Source organism: Kribbella sp. CWNU-51, from assembly GCF_054073265.1.
Genome location: NZ_JBSXMZ010000004.1, coordinates 814,500 through 837,927, shown reverse-complemented (window position 1 = coordinate 837,927; position 23,428 = coordinate 814,500). Strand labels below are relative to the sequence as shown.

General features: G+C 68.0%; 17 protein-coding genes and 2 pseudogenes. 11 read left to right on the top strand and 8 right to left on the bottom strand.

Annotation, left to right across the window (positions count from 1 at the left end):
- Positions 1-51: 51 nt before the first annotated feature.
- Both ACXC9Q_RS06010 and ACXC9Q_RS06005 read right to left on the bottom strand, forming a co-directional pair.
- Positions 52-1,959, bottom strand: coding sequence for a DUF2264 domain-containing protein (locus ACXC9Q_RS06010; protein WP_457055465.1), 1,908 nt, complete (start codon positions 1,957-1,959; stop codon positions 52-54).
- Complete coding sequence (locus ACXC9Q_RS06005; protein ID WP_457055464.1) at positions 1,956-2,972, bottom strand: hydroxyacid dehydrogenase; 1,017 nt, start codon at positions 2,970-2,972, stop codon at positions 1,956-1,958. The genes ACXC9Q_RS06010 and ACXC9Q_RS06005 overlap by 4 nt, the downstream gene beginning before the upstream one ends.
- 173 nt (positions 2,973-3,145) lie before the next feature.
- Between ACXC9Q_RS06005 and ACXC9Q_RS06000 the strand changes: the two genes are divergently transcribed.
- From ACXC9Q_RS06000 to thrS, 3 genes are all read left to right on the top strand, one after another.
- Complete coding sequence (locus ACXC9Q_RS06000) at positions 3,146-4,060, top strand: proteasome assembly chaperone family protein (RefSeq protein WP_457055463.1); 915 nt, start codon at positions 3,146-3,148, stop codon at positions 4,058-4,060.
- A 42-nt stretch (positions 4,061-4,102) separates the two neighbouring features.
- Positions 4,103-4,948, top strand: a complete 846-nt coding sequence (locus tag ACXC9Q_RS05995) for an acyl-CoA thioesterase (RefSeq protein ID WP_457055462.1) — start codon at positions 4,103-4,105, stop codon at positions 4,946-4,948.
- 179 nt (positions 4,949-5,127) lie between these two features.
- On the top strand, positions 5,128-6,405 hold the full coding sequence (gene thrS / locus ACXC9Q_RS05990) for a threonine--tRNA ligase (RefSeq protein WP_457055461.1): 1,278 nt from the start codon (positions 5,128-5,130) through the stop codon (positions 6,403-6,405).
- 40 nt (positions 6,406-6,445) lie between these two features.
- Here thrS and ACXC9Q_RS05985 read toward each other — a convergent pair whose 3' ends face one another.
- The 4 genes from ACXC9Q_RS05985 to ACXC9Q_RS05970 are packed head-to-tail and all read right to left on the bottom strand — an operon-like array spanning position 6,446 to position 10,680.
- The gene (locus tag ACXC9Q_RS05985) at positions 6,446-7,303 is read right to left on the bottom strand and encodes a MaoC/PaaZ C-terminal domain-containing protein (RefSeq protein ID WP_457055460.1); all 858 of its coding nucleotides are present in this window, start codon (positions 7,301-7,303) and stop codon (positions 6,446-6,448) included.
- Between the two features lies 1 nt (position 7,304).
- A complete protein-coding gene (locus ACXC9Q_RS05980; RefSeq protein WP_457055459.1) occupies positions 7,305-8,651 on the bottom strand; it encodes a 3-oxoacyl-ACP reductase in 1,347 nt (448 codons plus the stop codon).
- A gap of 8 nt (positions 8,652-8,659) precedes the next feature.
- Complete coding sequence (locus tag ACXC9Q_RS05975; RefSeq protein ID WP_457055458.1) at positions 8,660-9,937, bottom strand: acetyl-CoA C-acetyltransferase; 1,278 nt, start codon at positions 9,935-9,937, stop codon at positions 8,660-8,662.
- Entirely contained in the window at positions 9,934-10,680 is a 747-nt protein-coding gene (locus ACXC9Q_RS05970) for a TetR/AcrR family transcriptional regulator (protein ID WP_457055457.1), read from the bottom strand. The genes ACXC9Q_RS05975 and ACXC9Q_RS05970 overlap by 4 nt, the downstream gene beginning before the upstream one ends.
- 101 nt (positions 10,681-10,781) lie before the next feature.
- Between ACXC9Q_RS05970 and ACXC9Q_RS05965 the strand changes: the two genes are divergently transcribed.
- The 5 genes and pseudogenes from ACXC9Q_RS05965 (at position 10,782) to ACXC9Q_RS05945 (ending at position 16,543) form a co-directional block, all read left to right on the top strand.
- Complete coding sequence (locus ACXC9Q_RS05965) at positions 10,782-12,098, top strand: acyl-CoA dehydrogenase family protein (protein ID WP_457055456.1); 1,317 nt, start codon at positions 10,782-10,784, stop codon at positions 12,096-12,098.
- A gap of 492 nt (positions 12,099-12,590) precedes the next feature.
- Positions 12,591-13,010 (top strand): annotated as a pseudogene (locus ACXC9Q_RS05960) (TCP-1/cpn60 chaperonin family protein); the annotation flags it as partial.
- Between the two features lie 141 nt (positions 13,011-13,151).
- Positions 13,152-14,330: pseudogene (gene groL / locus ACXC9Q_RS05955) on the top strand (chaperonin GroEL); the annotation flags it as partial.
- A complete protein-coding gene (locus ACXC9Q_RS05950; RefSeq protein ID WP_457055455.1) occupies positions 14,327-15,511 on the top strand; it encodes a hypothetical protein in 1,185 nt (394 codons plus the stop codon). The pseudogene groL and the gene ACXC9Q_RS05950, both read left to right, overlap by 4 nt.
- A 288-nt stretch (positions 15,512-15,799) precedes the next feature.
- Positions 15,800-16,543 (top strand): phosphotransferase family protein, encoded by a 744-nt coding sequence (locus tag ACXC9Q_RS05945; protein WP_457055454.1) that lies wholly within the window; start codon positions 15,800-15,802, stop codon positions 16,541-16,543.
- A gap of 348 nt (positions 16,544-16,891) precedes the next feature.
- Here ACXC9Q_RS05945 and ACXC9Q_RS05940 read toward each other — a convergent pair whose 3' ends face one another.
- Positions 16,892-17,293: a nuclear transport factor 2 family protein gene (locus ACXC9Q_RS05940; RefSeq protein ID WP_457055453.1), complete on the bottom strand. Its 402-nt coding sequence runs from the start codon at positions 17,291-17,293 to the stop codon at positions 16,892-16,894.
- 656 nt (positions 17,294-17,949) lie between these two features.
- On the opposite strand from ACXC9Q_RS05940, the gene ACXC9Q_RS05935 reads away from it, so the two are divergent.
- Positions 17,950-18,273 carry a hypothetical protein gene (locus ACXC9Q_RS05935; protein ID WP_457055452.1) on the top strand — a complete coding sequence of 108 codons (324 nt, stop codon included), beginning with the start codon at positions 17,950-17,952 and terminating at the stop codon, positions 18,271-18,273.
- A gap of 65 nt (positions 18,274-18,338) precedes the next feature.
- On the opposite strand, the gene ACXC9Q_RS05930 is transcribed toward ACXC9Q_RS05935, so the two are convergent.
- Complete coding sequence (locus ACXC9Q_RS05930) at positions 18,339-20,903, bottom strand: helix-turn-helix transcriptional regulator (protein ID WP_457055451.1); 2,565 nt, start codon at positions 20,901-20,903, stop codon at positions 18,339-18,341.
- 153 nt (positions 20,904-21,056) lie between these two features.
- On the opposite strand from ACXC9Q_RS05930, the gene ACXC9Q_RS05925 reads away from it, so the two are divergent.
- A complete protein-coding gene (locus ACXC9Q_RS05925; protein ID WP_457055450.1) occupies positions 21,057-21,590 on the top strand; it encodes a hypothetical protein in 534 nt (177 codons plus the stop codon).
- 121 nt (positions 21,591-21,711) lie between these two features.
- Positions 21,712-23,409: a S8 family serine peptidase gene (locus ACXC9Q_RS05920; protein ID WP_457055449.1), complete on the top strand. Its 1,698-nt coding sequence runs from the start codon at positions 21,712-21,714 to the stop codon at positions 23,407-23,409.
- Positions 23,410-23,428 lie beyond the last annotated feature (19 nt).

Sequence of the window (23,428 nt, the reverse complement as noted above, 5' to 3'; positions counted from 1 at the left end):
CCCGTCAATCTAGTGGGCACGACCGGATTCCACATGGTTGGGGAGGCTCCCCTAAGCGACTCGATGCTGTCCCAGTTCGACCACCTCGATGTCGCCGCCGGGCAGGCTGATCCGGACCGTCGTCCCGTCCACCGCGACATCGATGCCCTCGGCAAGCGCTTCCGGCCGGAGCGCATCCCGGGTCAGCAGTACGGCGCTCACCAGCACGAGCGGATCGCCGTGGTGCGGAGCCGTCACGTACGGCGTCGCCGAGTGCACACCGAATGGGTTCGCCCCCAGACCCCGGTGCACACCGGCTTCGTCGTACCCGTGCAGTCCGACGACCGCGGACAGCAAGCCGTCGTCGTTCCGCGCCGACGCCGTCCGTGCTCCAGCGGTTGCCTCAGGCAAGGACTCGCCGGCGACCGCGAAGCCGCCGCTGCGCACCATCGCACCGGCCGGTCCTTCGACGAGTGCACACCGGATCTCCCAGCCGCCGTGGACGACCGACGTCGTCTCGATTCGCCAAGGTCCGTCCAGGCCGAGCCACGCCTTGTGCCATGAGGACGCCGTACGCCCGCTGACCGCGATCCGCCGGATCCGCCCACGCGAGCTCGCCCGGCCATCCGCGTCGACCAGCGAGATCAGGTTGTCGATGTGCGGCGCTTGGTCGGACAGCTCCGGCCCAGCGTGGTTCGCGTACGCCAACCGGTTGTAGTGCGGATCGCCCTCCGGCTCCACACCCTCGGGCTCGGCGACCGGCGCGTGGTCGGCGCCATGGTTGACCAGTTGCACGATCTGGTCGTGCCGGCTCGCGTGCACGATCCACCCCGGCGCAGGCATCGCTCGTACCTGATCCGCGTCGTCCAGCGGGATCGAGTCCTCTGGATCCGTCCACACCGGGTGGTCCGGCGGCAGCACCAGCCCGATGAACCCCTTAGACGCCCAGTACGGCGAGCCAGGCCCGGAGTACTGCTGTGTCGTCGGCAGGAACGTGTCGTACCACCCCAGCGTCAGCAGGCCGCGCTCATCCGGCACACCGTGCTGCACGAAGTGCCGCGCGATCCCCGAGCACAGCCGCCGCGTCTGCCCGGGCGACAGGGGAGTGGCGTCCAGCAGCGCTCCCATCCAGTACGGCGTCGCCGCGGCCATCCGGTAGGTCAGTGAGCGACCCTGGTAGATCGGTGCGCCGTCGTTGCCGACCAGATGCACCGCGTCTTCGAGGAACAGGCTCAACCGCTCGCGGTACAGCTTCAACCGGTCCTCGTACGCCGCACGCGGCGTGGCAGCCGCCATCCGGGTCCACAGCGCCGGGTAGAGGTGCATGGCCCAGCCGATGTAGTTGTCGAAGTTCTGCCCGTCGCCGTCGGAGTACCAGCCGTCGCCGACGTACCAGTCCTCGATCCGGTCCAGCCCGCCGTCGATGTCCTCCTGCGAGTACGGCGCTCCGACCGACGCGAGGAACTGCTCACTCACGACCTGGAACAGCCGCCAGTTGTTGTCATGTGTCGTCGATCCGTTGAAGCCACCCAGCCACTCCGCGACGTGTTCCTGTGCGCGGGTGTCGAGCCGGTCCCAGATCCACTCCCGCGTCTCGTGCAGCGCGACCGCGATCGCCGCCGCCTCGACCATCTGCTGGGAGCGCGGGGTGAGCCGCAGCCACGCCTCGGGGTGGTCCGGATTCGCTCCGTTCGCGACACCCCGCGCGTACCGCTCGATCAGCTCTTCGCAGCCCTTGCCCTGCACGCCGGCGATCCGGAACGCGGCCAGCATGAACGACCGCGCGAACCCCTCCAACGCGTCAGACGCCGTCCCCGACCGACTCGGCCGCCCAGGCAATGCGATCAGCGACGCACCGGGGGAGAAGTACGGCACCAGCGAATCAAGCAGGTGATCCGCCAAGGCCTCCCAGTGCGCGCGACTCCACCCCGTCTGGCGCGACAGAACACGATCGGTATCAGGCAGTACCAGGCGGGTCATGCGAGCCTTCCAAGTTCGGTGGGGCTGATGGCGTGCAGCAGCGGGCGGCCGGTGGCGAGGCGTTCGAGCTCGCTGACGGCGAGTTCGCCGAGGCGGGCGATTTCGTTGCCGACGGCACCGGCGACGTGGGGGGTGACGAAGACGTTGGGCAGTTCGAGCAGCGGAGAGTCGGGCGGCAGGGGCTCCGGATCGGTCACATCGAGGACGGCGTCGATCCGGCCGGACACGCATTCGCGGACCAGGGCTTCGGAGTCGATGATCTTGCCGCGGGCGGTGTTGATCAGGACCGAACCGTCCCGGAGCAGCCCGAGCAGGCGGGCGTCGACCAGGCCGACGGTCTCCGGGATCAGCGGTGCGTGGACGCTGAGGATGTCGCTCCGGCGAAAGAGCGTGTCGTTGTGGACCAGCTCCGCGCCGAGTTCGGCCGCCTCGGCCGCGGTCAGGTACGGATCGCTGATCAGCACGTGCAGGTCGAACCCGCGCAGCCGCTCGGCCACCATTCTGGCGATCCGCGACGCGCCCAGCAGGCCGACCGTCGTACCGTAGCTGCCCGGCATGCCGTGCGGGTCCGCCTTCCGCCGCTCGATCCGGTACTGCGCGGCCAGCCGGAACGCCCGCTTCCCGGCGAGCACGATCGCGGCAAGGGTGAACTCTGCCACCGGCAGGGCGTTCGCGGTCGCCGCCGACGACACCTGGATCCCGCGGTCGAACGCGGCCGGGTCGACGATCGCCTTCACCGAGCCGGCCGCGTGCAGGATCGCTTGCAGCTTCGGCGCCGCGTCGAGCACCTCGGGCCCGATCCGCGGGCAGCCCCAGCCGGTGAGCAGTACGTCGACCTCCGGCAGCGCGGCCCGGATCGTCGGGTCGGCCAGGAAGCTGGTCCCAGGACCGACCGGGAGGACGGTCGCGGCCGCCTCCAGGCGCTGCCGGACGCGCGGGATCAGGACACGCTCCCGGCTGGCGTCGCTCATCGCCAGCATGACGGTCAGGGCGGAGTCTGGTTCGCTGCTCACGACAGCCAACCTAGCAAGCGCTTTCCAAAGTGTCTTCCCGAGTGCCGAATCTTGGAAGATGCTGAAAGTTCCGGACTGCCGGAATGTAGGCCCGCATCCCAGGCGTTGACAGGTGAAAGGGCAGGATAGATGAGCCTACCCGCCCTGTTGGCCACTGTGTGAAGGAGACGACCATGCTGCGACCGGACGACCTCTACGAGATCGTCGACGAGTCGGTGGCGACCGGCCCGGCGGCGACGCCGAAGGTGCTGGTGCATTCGCTGGACGGGTTCATGGACGCGGGTCAGGCGGGCCGGGTCACAGCCGACCACCTGCTCGAGGTGCTGGACAGCCGGCTGCTCGCGCGGTTCGACATCGATCTCCTGCACGACTACCGGGCCCGGCGGCCTGAGGTGACGTTCGCCGAGGACCGGTTCATCGACTACACGCCGCCGCGCCTGAGCCTGCATCTGCTCACCGACGACGCCGGTGTCGAGTTCCTGCTGCTCGAAGGTGTCGAGCCGGACAACCACTGGGACCGGTTCGCCGGCGCGGTCCGGCAGCTGATCGAGCAGTACAACGTGACGCTGACGGTCGGCGTCCACGGCATCCCGATGGGCGTCCCGCACACCCGTCCGCTCGGCCTGACCGCGCACGCGACCCGGCCCGAGCTGGTCACCCGCTCGAACATCTGGGACGGCGAGATGCGGCTGCCCGCGAGCGCCGGCACGATGCTGCAGGTGCGCCTGGGCGAGGCCGGCAAGGACGCGATGGGCTTCGCGGTCCACGTGCCGCATTACCTGGCCGAGAACCGCTTCCCGGGTGCCGCGCTGGCCCTCGTGCACGCGATCTCCGCCGCGACAGGTCTGCTCCTCCCTAGCAAGGCCCTGCTCGACGAGGCCGCAGTCACCGGCCGGCTCGTCGACGAGCAGGTCGAGGCCTCGGAGGACGCGAGCGCGGTGGTGAACGCCCTCGAGACCCAGTACGACGCGGCCGCCGGCTCCCTGAGCCGCAAGAGCCTCCTCGCCGACTCCACCCCGTCGGCCGACGAGCTCGGCGCCGAGGTCGAACAGTTCCTGGCCGAACTCAACCGCAACGACGACGAGTAACCCCGCCACCAGAAACGGCGACTCCGCCTGTCAGGATGAGGCATGCCTGAGTCGCTGGAGGATCTGGTCGACCTGCTCGACCTGGAGATGATCGACGTCGACCTGTTCCGGGGGCGTCAGCCCGACACGTCGATGCAACGGGTGTTCGGCGGCCAGGTGCTGGGTCAGGCGCTGGCCGCCGCGAGCCGGACCGTCGACCCCGAGCGCGTCGTGCACTCGCTGCACGGCTATTTCCTGCGCGCGGGCGACACCGCCGTACCGATCGTCTACCGCCCGGAGCCGACGCGCGACGGCGGCTCGTTCAGCAGCCGGCGCGTGGTCGCGTCACAGAACGGGAAGCCGATCTTCTACATGTCGGCGTCCTTCCAGCGGCCGGAGCCCGGTCTCGACCACCAGGATCCGATGCCGGACGACGTCGTACCGCCGGACGAGGCGCCGCGGTTGGCGACCGTCCTCGAGGCTCGGTCGGGCCGCTCGGCCGCCGACTGGGACAAGGAGTGGGCGGCCCTCGACGTACGCCTGGCCGGAGTCACCGGTCGCCAGTTCTGGATAAGGGCTGCTGGCAAGCTTCCTGATGATCCCGCCTTGCATGCCTGCGTTCTTGCCTATGCGAGCGACTTGACGTTGCTCGGGGCAAGCTTGCTGCCGCACGGCATCGTGATCGGCGACCGCCGGATCCAGCCCGCGTCGCTGGACCATGCCCTCTGGTTTCATCGCGAGTTCCGCGCCGACGAGTGGCTCCTCTACGACCAGGCGTCGCCGTCCGCCTCCGGTGCGCGCGGCTTCGCGACCGGCCGCCTCTACTCGGCCGACGGCCGTCTCGTCGCCTCGGTGGCCCAGGAAGGCCTCATCCGTCCCGTCGGCCTCGACCTGGACGAAGATCGGTAGATCGGTCTGATGAGCTCTGATATCGTGGAGGCATGTTGCAGCGCGCAGTAGTGACGACGACGCCGGAGTTCGTCCCGGCGCGCTGACACCTGACTGTCTGACAAAGCCCCGGGGCGACTGCCCCGGGGCTTTTTTGTGCCTTCCGTGGGTTGCTCGCCCCCAACTCGTGGAGGAACACCATGTACGACCACCGCAAGATCGGCCGTGAACTCGGCCTGTTCGACTCTGACCCGCTGATCGGCGCGGGCCTGCCCTACTGGCTGCCCGCCGGTGCCGCGATCCGGAGCGCTTTGGAGAGCTACATCGCCGAGGTGGAACGGAGAGCCGGCTACCAGCAGGTCTATTCGCCCGTGCTAGCCAAGCGTGAGCTGTACGAGATCTCGGGCCACTGGGCCAAGTACCACGAGGACATGTACCCGCCGATGGATATGGGCGGTGAGCAACTGGTGCTACGGCCGAGCATCTGTCCACACCACGCGCTCATGTACCGCTCCCGCTCCCACAGCTACCGCGAGCTGCCGCTGCGGATCTCCGAGCTCGGCGGCCAGTATCGCGCCGAGCTCTCCGGCGCGATCGCCGGCCTGAGCCGGGTCCGCGCGATGCAACTCAACGACGCGCACATCTTCTGCCGCCTCGACCAGGTCGCCGAGGAGGCCGGCAACGCGCTCGCTCTGATCAACCAGGCCTACAGCGACATGGAGATCAGCCCGTCCCGCTACGTCCTGGCCCTGCCCGCTGAAGACGCCGACTTCGGCAGCCCCGCCAGCAAGTACGTCGGTGATGCCGCCAGCTGGGCCGAAGCCGCGCGACTCCTTCGAGAGGTCCTCGACAACGCCGGTGTGGGCTACGAGGAATCGCCCGGGGACGCCGCGTTCTACGGACCGAAGATCGACATCCAGATGGAGGACTCGGCCGGCCGGGAGTTCAGCCTGTCGACCGTCCAGCTCGACTTCCATCAGCCGGAGCGGTTCGGCCTCGAGTACATCGGTGCCGACGGCAACAAACACCGTCCGGTGATGGTGCACCGCGCGATCGTGGGCAGCATCGAACGCGCGGTCGCGCAGTTGATCGAGGTGCACGGCGGCGCGTTCCCGGCCTGGCTGGCGCCGGTCCAGCTCGTCGTACTCCCGATCTCCGACGACGAGGAGAAGGTCGCCGCCGAGGTCGCTCGGCGCGCGTTGGACCGGGGGTTGCGGGTCGAGGTCGCGCACGCGGACGAAGGCAGTCTCGGTGCCCGGATCCGCGAGAACCGGTTGGCGCCGTACCAGGCCGTCATCGGTGCCCGCGAGGCGGCGGCCGGTCTCATCGCCGTTCGCCGACGGGATGGTCAGCAGCTCGCCCCGGCTGATATCGGGAAGGTCCTCGACGATCTGCGCGACGACTGCCAACCTGCCGCACTCAGGTCGGATTCTGCGCGCGCCGTCGGAGGATCCAGGTCGCGATCGGTACCACGATGATCGTCCCGATCAGGGCACTCAGGAGGCGGAGTCGAGTGGGTCAGTGGGCCTGCAGTTGTCCGATCAGGTGGGTGAGCTCGTGCGGCTCGTCGTACAGGGCGAAGTCGGTGGTCTTGCCGGTCTGCTGGTAGCCGAACTGCACGCGCGACGGCAGCAGCAGCGGCTTGCGGAAGTCGACGCGGACGGTGAAGGTGTCCGGCAGCTTCCCGGCGCGCTCGATCGAGGCGAGCGCGGCGGCCTTGGCCCACATGCCGTGCGCGATCTGGCGCGGGAATCCGAACGCCTGAGCGGTCAGCTTGAACAGGTGGATCGGGTTCCGGTCGCCGGACGCGGCGGCGTACCGGCGGCCGAGGTTGCCGCGCAGGTCCCACCATGCGGTCGGGTCCAGCTCGGGGTTCTTCAGTAGGTCGACGTGCGCCGACTCCGTCCCGGACGAGCGACTGAGCAGCGTGGTGAGATCGGTCCACACCAGCTCACCGTCGACCCGCACCTCGCTGACCACGTCGAACACCGTCCCCTTCGGGTGCGGGCGTTCCGGCGTGCTGTGCACCCGGATCGCCGGCTCCGCGTGGATCGGGATCGGCTGCCGCTGGCTGATCGTGTTGGACAGGTGCACGATCCCCATCGGCTTGTACGGGAACGATGGGTCGGACATCAGGTCCAGGTGCAGCGGGAACGCGAGCACATGCGGGTACGTCGCCGGCAGCGCCGGACCGGCCGGGAACCCGGTGACATCCCGGTACGCCGACAAGTGGTCCTGATCGATCGCAGAGCGGGGGAGCTCCAGCGTGAGGCCGTCCGCGTCCGGCTCGTAGTCGGCCCGTCGCAGCGTGGCTTTGACCGTCCGCGCGTAGAGCGAGCCGAGGCCGGGCGAGTCGTCGTACCGTCGGGTCGGCATGTCAGGCGCCCAGCATGCTCTGGCCGCAGACGCGGACCACGTTGCCGGTCACGCCCGCTGAGGCCGGGTCTGCGAACCAGGCGATCGTCTCGGCCACGTCGATCGGCAGCCCGCCCTGCTGCAGCGAGTTGATCCGGCGGCCGACCTCGCGAATCGCGAACGGGACCTTCGCGGTCATCTCGGTCTCGATGAAGCCGGGCGCCACCGCGTTGATCCGGATCTGCCGGTCGGTCAGCTTCGGCGCGAGAGCCTGGACCAGGCCGATCACGCCGGCCTTCGAGGTCGCGTAGTTCGTCTGGCCGTTGTTGCCGGCTATGCCCGCGATCGAAGCGACGCCGACGATCGAGCCGCCGTCCCTGATCGCGCCGGATTCGACGAGGTGCTTCGTGATCCGTTCAGGGGCCCGCAGGTTCACGTCGAGGACGGCGTCCCATGCGTCGGTGCGCATGTTGGCCAGCCGCTTGTCCCGGGTGATGCCGGCGTTGTGGACGACGATATCGAGCCCGCCGTGCTGCTCCTGTGCGTGCGCCCCGATCCGCTGCGGTGCGTCGACCGCGGTCACGTCGAGGAGGAGTTCGGTGCCGCCGATCTTCGAGATCACCTTGCGCAGGGCGTCCGCGTTCTGCGGTACGTCGACGCCGATCACAGTGGCGCCGTCCCGGGCCAGCGTGCTGGCGATCGCCGCGCCGATCCCGCGGGCCGCGCCGGTCACCAGCGCGACGCGGCCGGCCAGTGGGCGAGCCGAGTCGTTGCTGACCAGTGGTCCGGTCCCGATCCGCGCGACCTGGCCGTCGACGTACGCCGATTTGGGGGAGAGGAAGAAGCGGAGCGTCGAATCCAGCTGCTCGTGCGCGTCCGGAGCGACGTACACGAGATTGACCGTGGCGCCGCGCTTGACCTCCTTGCCGAGGCTTCGCGTGAAGCCCTCGAGGGCCCGCTGCGCGATCTGCTGCCCGGTGGTCTGCGCGAGCTCCGGCGTACGGCCGACCACGATCACTCGCCCGGCCGGCGCCAGCTGGCGGATGACGGGGGAGAAGAAGCGCTGCAGGCTCGTGAGCTCGGCCGTCGACGTCGCGCCGGTCGCGTCGAAGACCAGCGCCTTCGGCCGGATCTCGCTCGACGCCACGCCCTCGGTCGCCGTACTGAAGGAGGCTCCGATGTCCCGCAGCAGCGCCTGGATCGCCTTACCGGTGTCGGTCTCGGAGATCGCGCCGAACACCACCGGCCCGTCGATCACCGGCGAACCCTCGGTCCAGCGCGGCAGCGGTGCCGGGTCGGGCAGACCGAGGTTCTTCACCAGGGTCTGGCCGAGCGGCGTCCGGGTGAAGGTCTGGTAGCGATCCGTCATCTCAGCTCCTACTTCTCGAGGATGGCGACGACACCCTGGCCGCCCGCGGCGCAGATCGAGATCAGGCCCCGGCCGCCGCCGTTCTCGTCCAGTTGCTTGGCCAGCGCGGCGACGATCCGCCCGCCGGTCGCCGCGAACGGGTGGCCCGCGGCCAGCGAGCTACCGTTCACGTTCAGCTTGTCCCGGTCGATCTCACCGAGCGGCGCGTCCAGGCCGAGCCGCTCCTTGCAGAAGATCGGATCCTCCCATGCCTTCAAGGTGGCGAGCACCTGGGATGCGAATGCCTCGTGGATCTCGTAATAGTCGAAGTCCTGCAGGGTCAGTCCGGCCCTGGCCAGCATGCGTGGCACGGCGTACGCCGGAGCCATCAGCAAACCCTCGGCACCCTTCACGTAGTCGACCGCCGCGGTCTGCGAGTGGGTCAGGTAGGCGAGCGGCTTGAGGCTGTGCTTCGTGGCCCACTCATCGGTCGCCAGCAGTACGGTCGACGCGCCGTCGGTGAGCGGAGTCGAGTTGCCGGCCGTCATCGTCGCGGTCTCACCCTTGCCGTACACCGTCTTGAGCGTGGCGAGCTTCTCCAGCGAGGTGTCGGGGCGGAGGTTCTGGTCTTTCTCGAGGCCCAGGTACGGCGTGATCAGGTCCTGCTGGAAGCCGCGGTCGTAGCTCTTGGCCAGGTTGATGTGGGAGCGGTAGGCGAGCTCGTCCTGCGCCTCGCGCGTGATGCCCCACTCGAGCGCGGTCAGGGCCGCGTGGTCGCCCATCGACTTCCCGGTCCGCGGCTCGGCGTTGCGCGGGATCTCCGGTACGACGTCCTTCGGGCGGACGCGCGCGAGTACCTTCAATCGGTCCTGGTACGACTTGGCTCGGTTGAGGTCGAGCAGGATGTTGCGGAGGCGGTCGTTGACCGCGATCGGCGCGTCGGACGCGCTGTCCACACCACCCGCGATGCCGGCCTCGATCTGGCCGAGGGCGATCTTGTTGGCGACCAGGATGGCCGCCTCCAGACCGGTGCCGCAGGCCTGCTGGATGTCGTACGCCGGGGTCGTCGGGGCGAGCTTCGAGCCGAGGACCACCTCGCGGACCATGTTCCAGTCGCGGGCGTGCTTCAGCACCGCGCCGGCGACCACTTCACCGAGCTCCTGACCGCCGAGGCCGGTCCGGTCGACCAGGCCGTTCAGCGCGGCGGTGAGCATGTCGGAGTTGGAGGCGTGCCGGTAGGTCTTGTCCTGCCGGGCGAACGGAATCCTGTTCCCGGCGACAACGGCCACCTTGCGAGGTTCGGTCACGATGTCTCTCCTGCTCTGGTGGTTCTGCTTCTCGGAGCCCGGCTGCTGTGGTTGAGAGCCTTCCGGCCTACTGCGGTCGCGAGGGTGGCCGTGATCGCGGTCGCCCGGACGGTGGCGATATCGGCATGATGCACGACCGGATGCCCCGGCTGGCCGCTCGACACGATCAACCCGACCCTTGCCATGTGCAACGATCCGAGCGTCTGCGTGTACAGGTGGTTGGCCAGGTAGTCGGTGTCCACGTCGTCGAACACACCTGACCGCTGGCCGGCCTTCAGGATCTCCGCGATCCGCTCCAGCGCCGTGGCCATCGCCGTACCGAGCTTCATCATCACCGGCTCGGTGATCTCGCCGAACAGTTCCTCACCGGTCCGGCGGAGCAGGCTCATCGCGCAGTCCGCGAACGCCGGATACTCGAGGCAGAAGTCGACGAAGACCTCGCTCAGTGCTTTCAGCCGGTTGAGCGGTGCCTTGCGCGGGTTGTCCGTTGTGGACAGGCGGTCGTCCAGCTCGGCCAGGTAGTCGACCAGGGTGAGCGCGAACAGCTCCTCCTTGCCGGCGAAGTGCCGGTAGATCAGCGCCTTGTTGATGCCGACCCGCTTGGCGATATCGTCGATCTGTGCGTCGATGGTGCCGCGCTCGTCGAACAGCGCCCGGGTCGCCCGGATGATGTCCCGCTCCCGGTCGCGACGACGCTCCGCCGTGGTCCGGCGGCGTCCGATCGCGAGCAGCGCGGAGCTCATGGACCGATCTTAGCCACACCGGTACCCCCTGGTGCAAACGACGGTTACACTCGTGGGTAACATCTGGCTGTTGAGTCTTCCCCTGCTTCGGAGGATGTTTGATGACCACCCCCAAGGCGACTGTCGCCGCCGACGTGATGGCGCTCGCCGGTGAACTGGGCGCCGAGCGGTCCAAGCCGGGCTGGAGCACGTTCTCGCTCGCTCTGAACGACGAACAGCGCGAGATCCGCGACTGGGCCCACACCTTCGCCGCCGAGGTGATCCGTCCCGCTGCCGCCGAGTGGGACGAGCGCGAGGAGACACCGTGGCCGGTGATCCAGGAGGCCGCGAAGATCGGTCTGTACGGCCTGGACGCGAATGTGAACCTCTTCGTGGATCCGACCGGGCTGCTGATGCCGTTGGTCCACGAGGAACTGTTCTGGGGTGACGCCGGCATCGGGATGTCGCTCAAGGGCACCGGCCTGGCGTCGTCGGCGATCTTCTCCAACGGTACGCCGGAGCAGTGGAGCCAGTGGATGGGGCGGTGCTACGGCACGCCGGATGACGTGCGCGTTGCGGCCTTCTGCTCGTCGGAGCCCGGGGCGGGTTCGGACGTGTCCGCGATCCGTACGCGGGCGACGTACGACTCCCGGACCGACGAGTGGGTGATCAACGGGCAGAAGGCATGGGCGACGAACGGCGGGATCGCTGACATCCACGTGGTCGTCGCGACGGTCGATCCGTCTCTTGGGACCAAGGGGCAGGCGGCTTTCGTCGTACCCAAGTCCGAAGTGCGCGGGCTGGAGCAGGGCACGAAGCTGCGCAAGCACGGCCTGCGGGCGTCGCACACCGCGGACGTCTTCTTCGACAACGTCCGCATCCCGGCCGAGAACGTGCTGGGCGGCAAGGAGAAGCTCGACGAGCGCCTCGCACGCGCCCGCTCCAGTGCGGGCCGGCAGGGCCGCAACGCCTCGATGGCCACCTTCGAGATGACCCGCCACATCGTCGGCGCCCAGGCGATCGGCATCGCGCGGGCTGCTTATGAAGTGGCGTTGGATTACGCCAAGACCCGCGAACAGTTCGGCCGCCCGATCATTGACAACCAGGGCATCGCCTTCAAACTCGCCGACATGGCGATGGAGATCGACGCCGCCCGATTGCTGGTCTGGCGCGCCGCCAACATGTCCGCCGGCCTGATGCGCGGCGAAACCCCCGACTACAGCCACGGCGAAGGCTCGATGGCAAAGCTCAAGGCCGGCGAGGTCGCCGTACGCGTCACCGAGGAAGCCATCCAAATCCTCGGCGGCAACGGCTACACCCGCGAGTACCCAGTAGAACGCATGCACCGAGACGCCAAGATCTACACCATCTTCGAAGGCACGTCGGAGATCCAGCGCCTGGTCATCGCCCGAGCCATCTCGGGCATGCGAATCCGTTGACGTTTCCGCAGGTCAGAGGCCGATATCAGGGCCTTCGAGGTGCGGGCGGATAAGCAACCTCCTAATGAAAGCTCGGGCGCGTGATCGCGCAGGCGAGCCAGCTGCCGCGCATAGACCAAGCCACTTGCGTGCCGCAGGCAACGGCAGACTCGATTCTGATCACACTGCTCGGCTGGCGCATGAAGACCCTTAGCCTCCAACGGATGGGACGTGGAGGTTCGTGCAGACGCCTAGGTGCCAATGACCCAAATCCTGCCGAGATGGGTGGCTTCCTCCTCGGTTTCATTGCCTCATTCCGTAGCGATCGAGGACCTAGTGGGTCCTGTCCCGGACTCCGGCGGTTACTCCGATGTCGGCGTCTAGGCGTGCGCCGCACTGCGGCTGGAGGTGGACAGTCGTGACACTTGCACTAGGCGATCACTCTGGAGTCTGCGAGGATTGTCGTACTCGCTGCTGAGGCGCTCGGACGCCGCTGCGAGTGGGGGGTGGGGAATGCCGAAGATCATTCGGTTCGACGAGGACGCGCGGGGCGCCCTGGAGCGAGGGATGAATACCCTTGCAGATGCGGTGAAGGTGACGCTTGGCCCGAAGGGCCGCAATGTCGTCTTGGACCGGACCTGGGGGGCTCCCACCATTACGAACGACGGTGTCTCGATCGCTCGGGAGATTGAGCTCGAGGATCCGTACGAGAGGCTCGGGGCCGAGCTCGTCAAAGAGGTCGCCAAGAAGACAGATGAAGTCGCGGGCGACGGTACGACGACTGCGACTGTGCTGGCTCAGGCTCTGGTTCGCGAGGGGCTGCGCAACGTTGCGGCCGGCGCCAACCCGATGGCCCTGAAGAGCGGCATCGAGAAGGCGACCGCGGCGATTGTGGCGGAACTGAAGCGGCTCGCGTTGCCGGTAGCAACGATGCGATACGGCGCGCTGGCTGGGAACGCGGTGTTGGCGATGGGGCGTCCGCCAGGGGATCCGACCGATCCGCCAGAGGATCCAGACGACGAGGACCTTCTAGAGGAGTCGCCAGAGGAGTCTCCTGCGGAGCCGAGTGGGTTCGAGATGATCCGATGGACGGCGTCTGTTTCGGCCGCCGACAACCAGGTCGGCCAGATCATCGCCGAGGCGATGGACAAGGTCGGCAAGGAAGGCGTCATCACCGTCGAGGAGAGCAACACCTTCGGCCTCGAGCTCGAGCTCACCGAGGGTATGCGCTTCGACAAGGGTTACATCTCGCCCTACTTCGTGACCGACACCGAGCGGATGGAAGCGGTCCTCGACGACCCGTACATCCTGATCGTCAACAGCAAGATCTCGAGCATCAAGGACCTGGTCCCGGTGCTGGAGAAGGTCATGCAGACCGGCAAGTCGCTGGCCATCATCGCCGAGGACATCGAGGGTGAGGCGCTGGCGACCCTGGTCGTCAACAAGATCAAGGGCACCTTCAAGGCCGTCGCCGTCAAGGCGCCGGGCTTCGGTGACCGCCGCAAGGCCATGCTGGTCGACATCGCCGTCCTCACCGGCGGCGAGGTGATCTCCGAGGAGGTCGGGCTCAAGCTCGACTCGGTCGACCTGGAGCTGCTCGGCCAGGCCCGCAAGATCGTCGTCACCAAGGACGAGACGACGATCGTCGAGGGCGAGGGTGACGCCGACCAGATCGGCGGCCGGGTGAACCAGATCCGCGCCGAGATCGAGAAGTCGGACTCCGACTACGACCGCGAGAAGCTGCAGGAGCGGCTGGCCAAGCTGGCCGGCGGCGTTGCGGTGATCAAGGTCGGCGCGGCCACCGAGGTCGAGCTGAAGGAGCGCAAGCACCGCATCGAGGACGCCGTTCGCAACGCGAAGGCGGCCGTCGAGGAGGGCATCGTCGCCGGTGGCGGCGTGGCTCTGCTGCAGGCGTCGGTGATCGCGTTCGAGAAGCTGGACCTCGACGGTGACGAGGCCACCGGTGCCGCCATCGTGCGGTCCGCGGTCGAGGCGCCGTTGAAGCAGATCGCCGTGAACGCCGGCCTCGAGGGTGGCGTCGTGGTGGAGAAGGTTCGCAACCTCGAGCCGGGCTGGGGCCTCAACGCCGCGACCGGTGAGTACGTCGACCTGATCGCCACCGGCATCATCGACCCGGCCAAGGTGACGCGCTCGGCGCTGCAGAACGCGGCGTCCATCGCGGCCCTGTTCCTCACCACCGAGGCCGTCATCGCCGACAAAACCGAGCAGGCCGTTCCAGAGGTCCCAGCGTGACGAGCGAGGTCTTCAAGTCGATCGCTTCGGCCAAAGGCATCGCGTTCGTCCTGGTTGCCTGGGGGCTTCCGGTGGCGATCGGCATGGCTGCGTGGTGGGCAGTCGCGCTGCCCGCTTGGCAAGCTCACGTCCTGCCTGACGCGTTCCTGCAGCGCTTGGACGCCTCGGGTCTGTCGAACGCCTGGCTGTTCCTAGTGGCCTGGTTGCTCCTGACACTATCGCTCGGTCTGAACGCGACGTTCTTCTTCCGGCTCTACGAGGGGTACTACCTGTGGGCGCCGGTCGCGAAACGTCGCAAGCACACCCATTGGCTGCACCGCGAGAATCTCCGGCTGTCCGAGCGGCTAGCTGTGGCCGAAGGTCGTGCGGCCAAGGCCGGCACCAGTCAAGACGCCGCGAGCCTCGCCCGGCTGACAGAACTCCGCACCGAGGCCCCGGCCGCCCAGGCATTGGCCAGGAAGCGGGTGGTTCTCGTACGGCGTCTTCTGACGCAGCGTCCGGTCGGCGGTCTGAAGAACTGGCGGGACTACCCAAGCGAAGAAGCCGAGCTGATGCCATCTGCGTTGGGTAATCGCATCCGGGCTTTCGAGCGCTACGGCAACGCGCGGTTCGGCCTCGACATCCTCATCCTGTGGTACGAGTTCGTCGGTGCGGCCGAGGATCAGGTGCGCGAGCAGATCGAGGCGGCACGACAGGGGGTCGAGGTCTTTCTCGCCGGCAGCGTGGTCTTCGCGCTGTTCGCGTTTGCGTCTCTCGTGCCCTTGGTGAACCCTGATACCTGGCGGACCGATGGACCATCACTGGTGGCTGCCGGGCTCGTAGGCATCGTGGCGTCGGTCCTGACTTATCGCCGAGCCGTGGCCCAGACCGGTGATTGGGGAGCCGCGGTCACAGCCCTGGTCAACACGAACAGGGGCAAGGTTGCTGCTGCATTCGGTTTCGTTCTGCCGGAGTCGCTCAAGCAGGAGCGCAAGCTGTGGCGAATGCTGAATGGGTTCGTCCGAACGGGTTCCAGGGAATGGGAAGCTCTCTTCGATCGGTTCGAGCGTCTGCCGGCGAAGGCCAGTGACTTCTCTACTACCGCAGTCGGTGCGAACGATGTGCCGCCGCCCAAATCGCGGCTCAGCGCCTTCCGAGCGCTTGCGGCAAGTTCGGTAATCCGCAGACTCCTCCACCGATGAGCAGGTCAAACCGGCGCGTCCGCGCGCGGTAGTCGGGCGAGCCTAATCCGGGTTCAGCCGGGCGCCGGTCGTAGCGAGCCTGCGTAACCATGACGACAGACCAGCACGGGTCCTCGACTGAAGCGGTCGGCGGCTTCGTCAGTGGGGGAGGCGGCGGTGATCTGAGCAGGAGCGTTTGGTCGGGTCTAGGTGCCGTGTGGGTGGCTGTTGGGCGGCGGGCGCGGGCGCTCCTGTGGGCGCGGGGTAATTCCGGTGACGGGGGTGGTTGTCGCCGTGATAATGGCGGGCGTGGAGGAGGTTGAGGTTGAGGTTGTCGTTGCGCATAGCGAGCGGGCGACCTTGCGGGTTGGTGATGTGTTCCTGAAGGTTGACGCTGATCAGACGCGTATCGACGTCGAGGTCGAGGCGATGGCGTTGGCGCCGATACCGACTCCGGAGGTGCTGTGGCGGAAGCCGCCTGTGCTCGCGATCGCCGCCGTCCCGGGGACTGCGCTCGGGCGCCTCGGTGAGCCGTCGCCCGCGTCGCCGGCGGCTTGGGCCGCGGCGGGCGCCGCCGTACGGATGCTGCACGAGGCGCCGCTGCCACCCTGGTCCGGTCGGAGTCGCGACGAGATCGCGTCGCACCTCGACGCCGAATGCGAGTGGCTCATCACGAGCGGCGTCCTTCCCACCGACTTGGTCACGCGCAACCGCGAGATTGCGGAGGCTGCGCTCCGGCCGTGGACACCGGTTTTCACGCACGGCGACCTACAGATCACCCACATCTTCGTCGACGGTGACAAGGTCACCGGCGTGATCGACTGGTCCGAGGCGAGCCAGGGCGATGCGATGTTCGACCTCGCCACTTTGACGCTCGGACACGAGGAGCGCCTTGGCGACCTCGTCGCCGGCTACGGCGCGGACGTCGACCTCGAGGTGATCCGCGCGTGGTGGTCGTTGCGAAGCCTGGGGGCGGCGCGCTGGCTGGTCGAGCATGGGTTCGACCCAGACTCGCCAGGCTGCGAGTTCGACGTACTGAGATCCCGGATGTGAGGCTGTACGAGCCCGATGGCACGAGTGCCGTTCTGCCGCATCGAGTAGGCCATCTCTGCAAGCGCGTCGTGTCGGACGGACAAGCTGCCCCACAGTGTCGTTCAAGGTTGCTGTGGGCAAGAGGCGCTCCGTGCTTCGCTGCTCCCGCGCGTGCTCCCACCGCCAGCGCGGACCGCTGGTGTCCATCGCAGTCGACGTACCTCCAGTCGGTCTCGCTTGGCATCATCGTCGTTGCGTAGACATCGTGGAAAGGCCTCGGATCCCTCGCCGCCTGAGCGGCGCGGCCCCGGGATGCCAGATCTTCGCTTGGGTTGGGCGACCCGGCACCCGGAGCGCGCTGTCCGAGTTTCAGTCGTCCGACAGCAGCCGTGCGGTGAGGGCGGTGTCCTCGGTGCCGCGGTAGTAGTAGACCTTGCCGTCGCGGAAGCGCCACCAGTGGTGCAGGTCCATCTCACCGGATTTCCCGGTTCGGGTGCTGGTCATGGCGAAGTGAATGACCGCCATGACATCGGTGTCGTTGGATGCGAACGACAGTGGAGTGAACTCGGTGACGCTGACCGCGCCACCCAGCTCCTTGAAGAATTCGGGCACCTCGGCCTTGCCATGTTTGACGCCGTACCAGGGCGCAGCCGACGACTCGGCCGCGGTCGCCCAGTCGACGTCGTCGGTGAGTTGGTCGACGATGAAGCCGACGTCACCGCGGCCGAACGCGTCGTAGATGGCCTCCACCCTGCGGATGTTGTCATTCACGATTGCTCCTCGGGTTCCTGGGGCCCCTGCTCGCGCGCTCTGCAGGCCACTCGCTGTGTCGACCTGGCTGCGAGACGTGCGACCCCCGCGAAATTGGTGAGACCGCGGGCACGGACGGTGTGCGCGAACCTCGGCGCGAAGAGCGCCGCCGTCTGCTCCCCTTGATGTGCGGCCCGATGGATCTCGATGTCGGACGTGAAAGCCTCCCCTCGTCGTGTGGCCAGGGTGCTCTTCCCCCAGCTGCGCGGCGCGGCCCAGATGCCGGCCGCACCACGACGAAGCTCTTCCCCCAAACCACGTCCCTTGGTACAGCTATAGACCGTTTAGAGGTGCGACTCAAGGGACAGGCTCCTCGCCCCTTGCCGTCTCTTGGCCAAGTCGGCACTCTCCGGCCCGCTTGCTCCGGTGGCAGCTCGCGAGATCGGCCGGTTCGGCGAGACGGCGCTCGCTGTTGTCGAGGACGTACGCCGTGTCACGACTCACAAAGGTTGCTACAGGCAAATAGCTGCTCCGGCACAGCTCCGTAGGAAGTTTCCAAGTCTGGGGGTCGCTCCGCTGATCTGAGGGGGTATCCCCGATGCGAGTGCCTGGTCGGCGGACCGACCGTATGGGCAGGGGCGCTACCACCCCAACAGCAGCCTCAGGAGGGAGATGTCATGAACAGCAGGCATTCGGCCGTCGCTGTGCTCGCGCTCGCGTTGGGCGCGGGCGCGTTCGCCACGAGCGAGGCGTGGGCACGCGATCCGGTCAAGGAGGAGCAGCCGGCCTACGTCGTCCCGCGCGATCCGAGCCCGCCGAACTATCCGGAGTACGACCCGCCCAACCGGGTCGGCCCGGTGGAGTCCACGGGAGATATCGCGGCGTCGTCGCACGACACTGGGCTGGAGGTTGTTCAAGCCGGGGCGTCTGCACTCGGCGGAGCGGGCGTCGCTTGCGGCGTCATGTGGCTGTACCGCCGTCGCAACCGGCTGGCCAGCTGAATCGCGGAGCGCCGTATCTGTGCACCCGCGCAGATACGGCGGACCGGCGGAGCATGCTAAATGGCCTATGTCGTGGGGAGGTCCAACTGTTGAGCCGTCTTCGCGGCTTCGCGACGGTTGGGAACGCCGAGCTTGCCGAGGATCCGCGAGACGTGGTGCTCGACGGTCTTGTCGGACACGAAGAGCCGAGCGCCGATCTCTGCGTTGGTCAGGCCGTCGGCAACGAGCTGGAGGACCTCGACCTCGCGGGAGGTGAGGCCGGCTGGATTTCCTCGTGTGCTTGGTCGCAGCCCGCGGGGCACTCGTTCGCCCAGGCTCCGCAATCGTTCGGCAGCGAGTGTCGCGGCAGGACGGGCACCGAGACGGTCGAGGATGTCGAACGCGAGGGTCAGGGCGGTTGGTGTGCCGACCTCGATCAGCGCCAAGGCTTGTTCGTAGGGTCGCTCGAGTGTGTGCCAAGCGTCGGCGGCCTGCTGCCACTCGCCGTTGATCTCCAGGGCGATCTGGGGCGGTGTGCCGGCGGGTACGTCGTGAGGGTCGCCGAGTCGTGTCGCCCAGGAGATCAGGTGGCCTCGATGGTGAACGGTGAGCGGCTTGTCGTTCCGGCTGAGCACGTTTCTTATCGAGCTGCGGGCACTGTGCGGGTCGCGGTGTAGCCACGCTTCCTCGGCGAGCGCCAACGCGATCGGGACGATGCGCTGCATGTCCTCGGCGGACTCGGCGCGCTGCATTGCCTCCAGCAGCGTGGAATGCGCGTCCGGCTCGCCGCGGCGCATGGTGATCGTGCCGATTGTGGTCAGCGCCGGGATGTGCCCGACCGCCATCGTTCCGGCTCGTTGCAGGACGCCCCAGGCGTCGGCGAGCGCGTCGTCCCACCGGCCGCGTTTCAGCTCCACGTCGGCCAGCACTGAGGTGATGCACACCCATCGCAGGGTCAGGTCGTGGTCCTCGGCATGCCGGAGCCCGTCGGCGATGACGGTGTCGGCGCTCTCGAACCGGTCGTTGTCGACGAGGACGGTTGCGAGGTTCGCATAGGCCCGTCCGCTCAGGTGGCCGAAGCCGTACTTCAATGCGTCCTGTAGGGACTGCTCGAGGTGGGCAACTCCGCTGTCGACGTCGCCGTAGTAGTAGGCCAGCGCCCAGCCGATGGAGTTGAGGGTGTTCGACTCGCCGTAGGGGTCGCCGGCCGAGGTGGCGATCTCCAGGGCGCGTCGAAGCGTCACGATGCCGTGCTGTGGGTCTCCGGTGTCCACCTCGAAGGTGCCCGCACCCGTCAGGGCTCGACCCAGCTCGACAGTCGGCCCGTGGGGTTCGAGTACCGCTACGGCCTCGGAGGCATGCTGGAGTGCCAGATCGCCGCGCCCGAGGTACCACGCGATGTACTCGAGGGCGATGTGAGCCGCGCCGACCTTGATCGGGTCGCCGATCTCGTTCCACAGTTGCAGGGATTCCTCAGCCGCCGTCAGGGCCTCGTCCATCTGATCGGTGACCATGCATTCGGCGGCGAGCGTATCGAGCAGCGCGGCGCGCTCGCTCGCTGGTTGAGGTGAGGCGAACCGCAGCGCGGTTCGGTAATGGTGAACGGCTTCGCGATGTGCCCCGAGATCGGCCGCGCGCTGAGCCGCCCGCAGGCCGTAGCCGAATGCGCGGTCCGTCTCGTAGGCCGCCGCGGCATGGCCGGCCAGCCGCGCGACGTCGACGCCACGCCGTTCCTCGAGCGCTCGCAGGATGGCCCGGTTCACCGTGGCCCGCCGGATCGGCGGGATCTCGTCGGCGATGGTCGCTCGCGACAATTCGTGGCGGAATCCGAGTTCTGTCCCGAAGGTCATCAACATGCCCTGCGCGACACAGTCGTCGACACCACCGGCGTCGGCGCCACCGGCCTCGATCAGGAGATCCGCCTCGAACCGCAGGCCGAGCTGAGAGGCGACCTCCAGAACGCGCCGGCCGTGGACCGGCAGCAGGGCTGCCCGAGCGAGTACGGCGTCGCGGATCGTGCCAGGCGTGCTCGAGCCTGCCGCGAGGCACTCGGTGACGAAGAAAGGATTGCCCGACGTCTGCCGGAACACCTCAGCAGGATCGAGGCCGGAACCCGCGACCATCGCAGCCACACCCGACTCGGAGAGGGAGCCCACCGAAACCCGCCGTACGACGCCCAACCGGGCGAACTCGCCGATCGATCGCGTCAGCGTCGCGTTCGATCTGATCTCGTCGTCGCGGTACGTCGCGATGAGCATCGCGGGCAGGTCGTCCAGGCGGCGCCCGGCGTACAGCAGGAAGTCGGCCGTCGCGTCGTCGGCCCAGTGCAGATCCTCGACCAGCGCGATGGTCGATTGCCGCGCGAGCGCGTCGAGAATCGCGGCGAACAGCTGATCGCGGGGGAGCATGGCGTCGACCTCGAGCTGCGCCGCGATGTCGATCAGCGGCCCCAGCGGCCGAGGCGTCGACAACCCGTCGCACGAGCCCGCGACGACACGAACCGCCACGTCCGCAAGGAAATCCGAGACGAGTGCCGACTTGCCGCTGCCGGCTTCGCCCGCCACCAGGACCAGAACGCCCGATCCGTCCCGGGTGTCCTCGAGATACTGCGACAGCGCGGCCAACTGGGGACCGCGCTCGATCAGCGCCATGGCTTCACGCTAGGAACCGGCCGAGCCCCGGGTCAACGAATGACGGCCAAGATAGGGGTCGGCGGGCCCCAAAGTAGGGGACTCGCACCGACGCCGTACACGGTCCTCGCCGCGCATCCTCGTGGCATCCGCATCCTCAGGGAGGGGCTCGAGATGAATATCAGGCTGGCCATCGGCTCGGCTGTGGCCACGGTTGCGCTCACGGTCACCGGTGGATCCGCTGCCGTAGCCCATCCGCAGCACGGTCTGGCGTCGCTGCGGCAGGCCACGGCGAAGTACCACAGCATCGCTGTAGCGGAGCAGAACAAGTACGCCTTGCTCACCGACACCCAGGGAATCGCCTGCATCGACATGCCCGGCATGGGCGGCATGGGCATTCACTGGGCCAACTCCGCATTGGTCGGCGATCCCGCCATCGTCCCCAATCAACCGGAGGCGCTCGTCTACGCGCCCACGCACGACGGCACCCTCCGGCTCGCGGCCGTCGAGTACGTCGTGATCAAGTCTGCGTGGGACGCCACACACCCAGCGCCGCCCAAGCTGTTCGGGCAGGCGTTCAATCTGACCGACGAGCCGAACCGGTTCGGGTTGCCTGCGTTCTATTCCCTGCACGTCTGGGTCTGGAAACGCAACCCGGCCGGCACCTTCGAGATGTGGAATCCGCGCGTCACCTGCCCACCGGCGTGATCCAGGAAGTGGAAAGTCAGTCGCTTGCTTCGGAAACCTGACAACGTCGTCCCCTTCTCGGTCGCCGTACCCAGCCCTAGCGTGATCCCCGTCACACTCATTCTCCAGGGAGGGGATCCTCGTGAGGGACGTCCGGAGAAGTCTGTTCGCGGTGACCGGGGCGATCGCCTTGGTCACTGCCACGCTCGCGGTACCGGTCACAGCCGGTGCCGGAGCTGCGGGAGTCACTGGGGGAGACACCGAGTACCTGGTCCTGCTCGAGGCGGGGGCTGACCGCAACCAGGCCATCGCGGCGGTCAAGGCCGCCGGCGGTGAAGTGGTCAAGGAGAACGCGCACCTGGGTACGCTGACCGTGCGCGCGGCCGCGTCGGGGTTCGTCACCCGCGTGTCCGCGTCGAGCGCGGTCGAGGGCGCGGCCCGCAGCCGGCCGATCGGCACGGTGCCGCAGCAGAAGCCGCGCACTGTCGAGCGGGAGAACGGCGGGACCGGCAAAGCCGGCGCCGCGGCGGGTAAGAAGACCGTCGGGATGGATCCGCTCGACGCGCAACTGTGGGGTCTGCGGATGGTTCGCTCCGACCTGGCGCGGGAGGTCCAGCCGGGCAAGAAGTCGGTCAAGGTCGGGGTGCTCGACTCGGGCATCGATGCCCGCAACCCGGACATCGCGCCGAACTTCGACTGGAAGTTGTCCCGCAACTTCGCACCGGACATCCCGGAGATCGACGGCGTATGCGAGTTCCGCGGCTGTGTCGACCCGGTCGGCTGGGACGACAGCGGTCACGGCACCCATGTGGCGGGCACGATCGGTGCCGCGGTCAACGGTGTCGGCGTCTCCGGCGTCGCGCCGAACGTGACGCTGGTGGAGATTCGCGGCGGCCAGGACAGCGGCTTCCTGTTCCTCGGCCCGGTCACGGACGCACTCACGTACGCCGGTGACGTCGGACTCGACGTCGTCAACATGTCGTTCTACGTCGACCCGTGGCTGTACAACTGCACCGCGAACCCGGCCGACAGCCCGGAGGCGCAGGCCGAGCAGCGCACGATCATCCGCGCGATGAACCGGGCGCTGGACTACGCGCACAACCACGGCGTCACGCTGGTCGGCGCGCTCGGCAACAACCACGAGGACCTCGGCAAGCCACGCACGGACATCAGCAGCCCGGACTTCCCGCTGAACACGGCGTACCCACGGCCGATCGACAACGCGACCTGTGTCGACCTGCCGGCCGAGGGTCCGCACGTGATCGGTGTGTCGGCGCTCGGTCCGTCGACGACGAAGGCCGACTACTCCAACTACGGCCTGGAGCAGACCGACGTGTCCGCCCCCGGTGGGTGGTTCCGCGACTTCTTCGGGACGCCGCAGTTCCGGACCAACGAGAACCTGATCCTGTCGACGTACCCGGTGAACGCGTTGCAGGTCGGCGGGCTGGTCGACGCGGCCGGCAACATCACGCCGGCCGGGGTCGCGGCCGGGGCGCAGAAGCAGTGCCCTGCCGGTGTCACGGAGTACACCAAGTGTGGGTACTACTTCGTGCTGCAGGGCACGTCGATGGCGTCGCCGCATGCCACCGGTGTGGCCGCGCTGATCGTCAGCCAGTACGGCAAGAAGAGCCACGGTGACTTCGGTATGAACCCGGACAAGGTCGGCCGCATCCTGATGGACACGGCGCAGGCCCGGGCGTGCCCGAACCCGCCGCTGCAGACCTACACCAACGAAGGGCGGGCGGACGAGTTCAACGCGCTCTGCGAGGGCACGCGGGACTTCAACGGCTTCTACGGCCACGGCATCGTCGATGCCTACGCCGCGGTGACCCGTCACTAGCCCGAGCCGACCCCGCTGA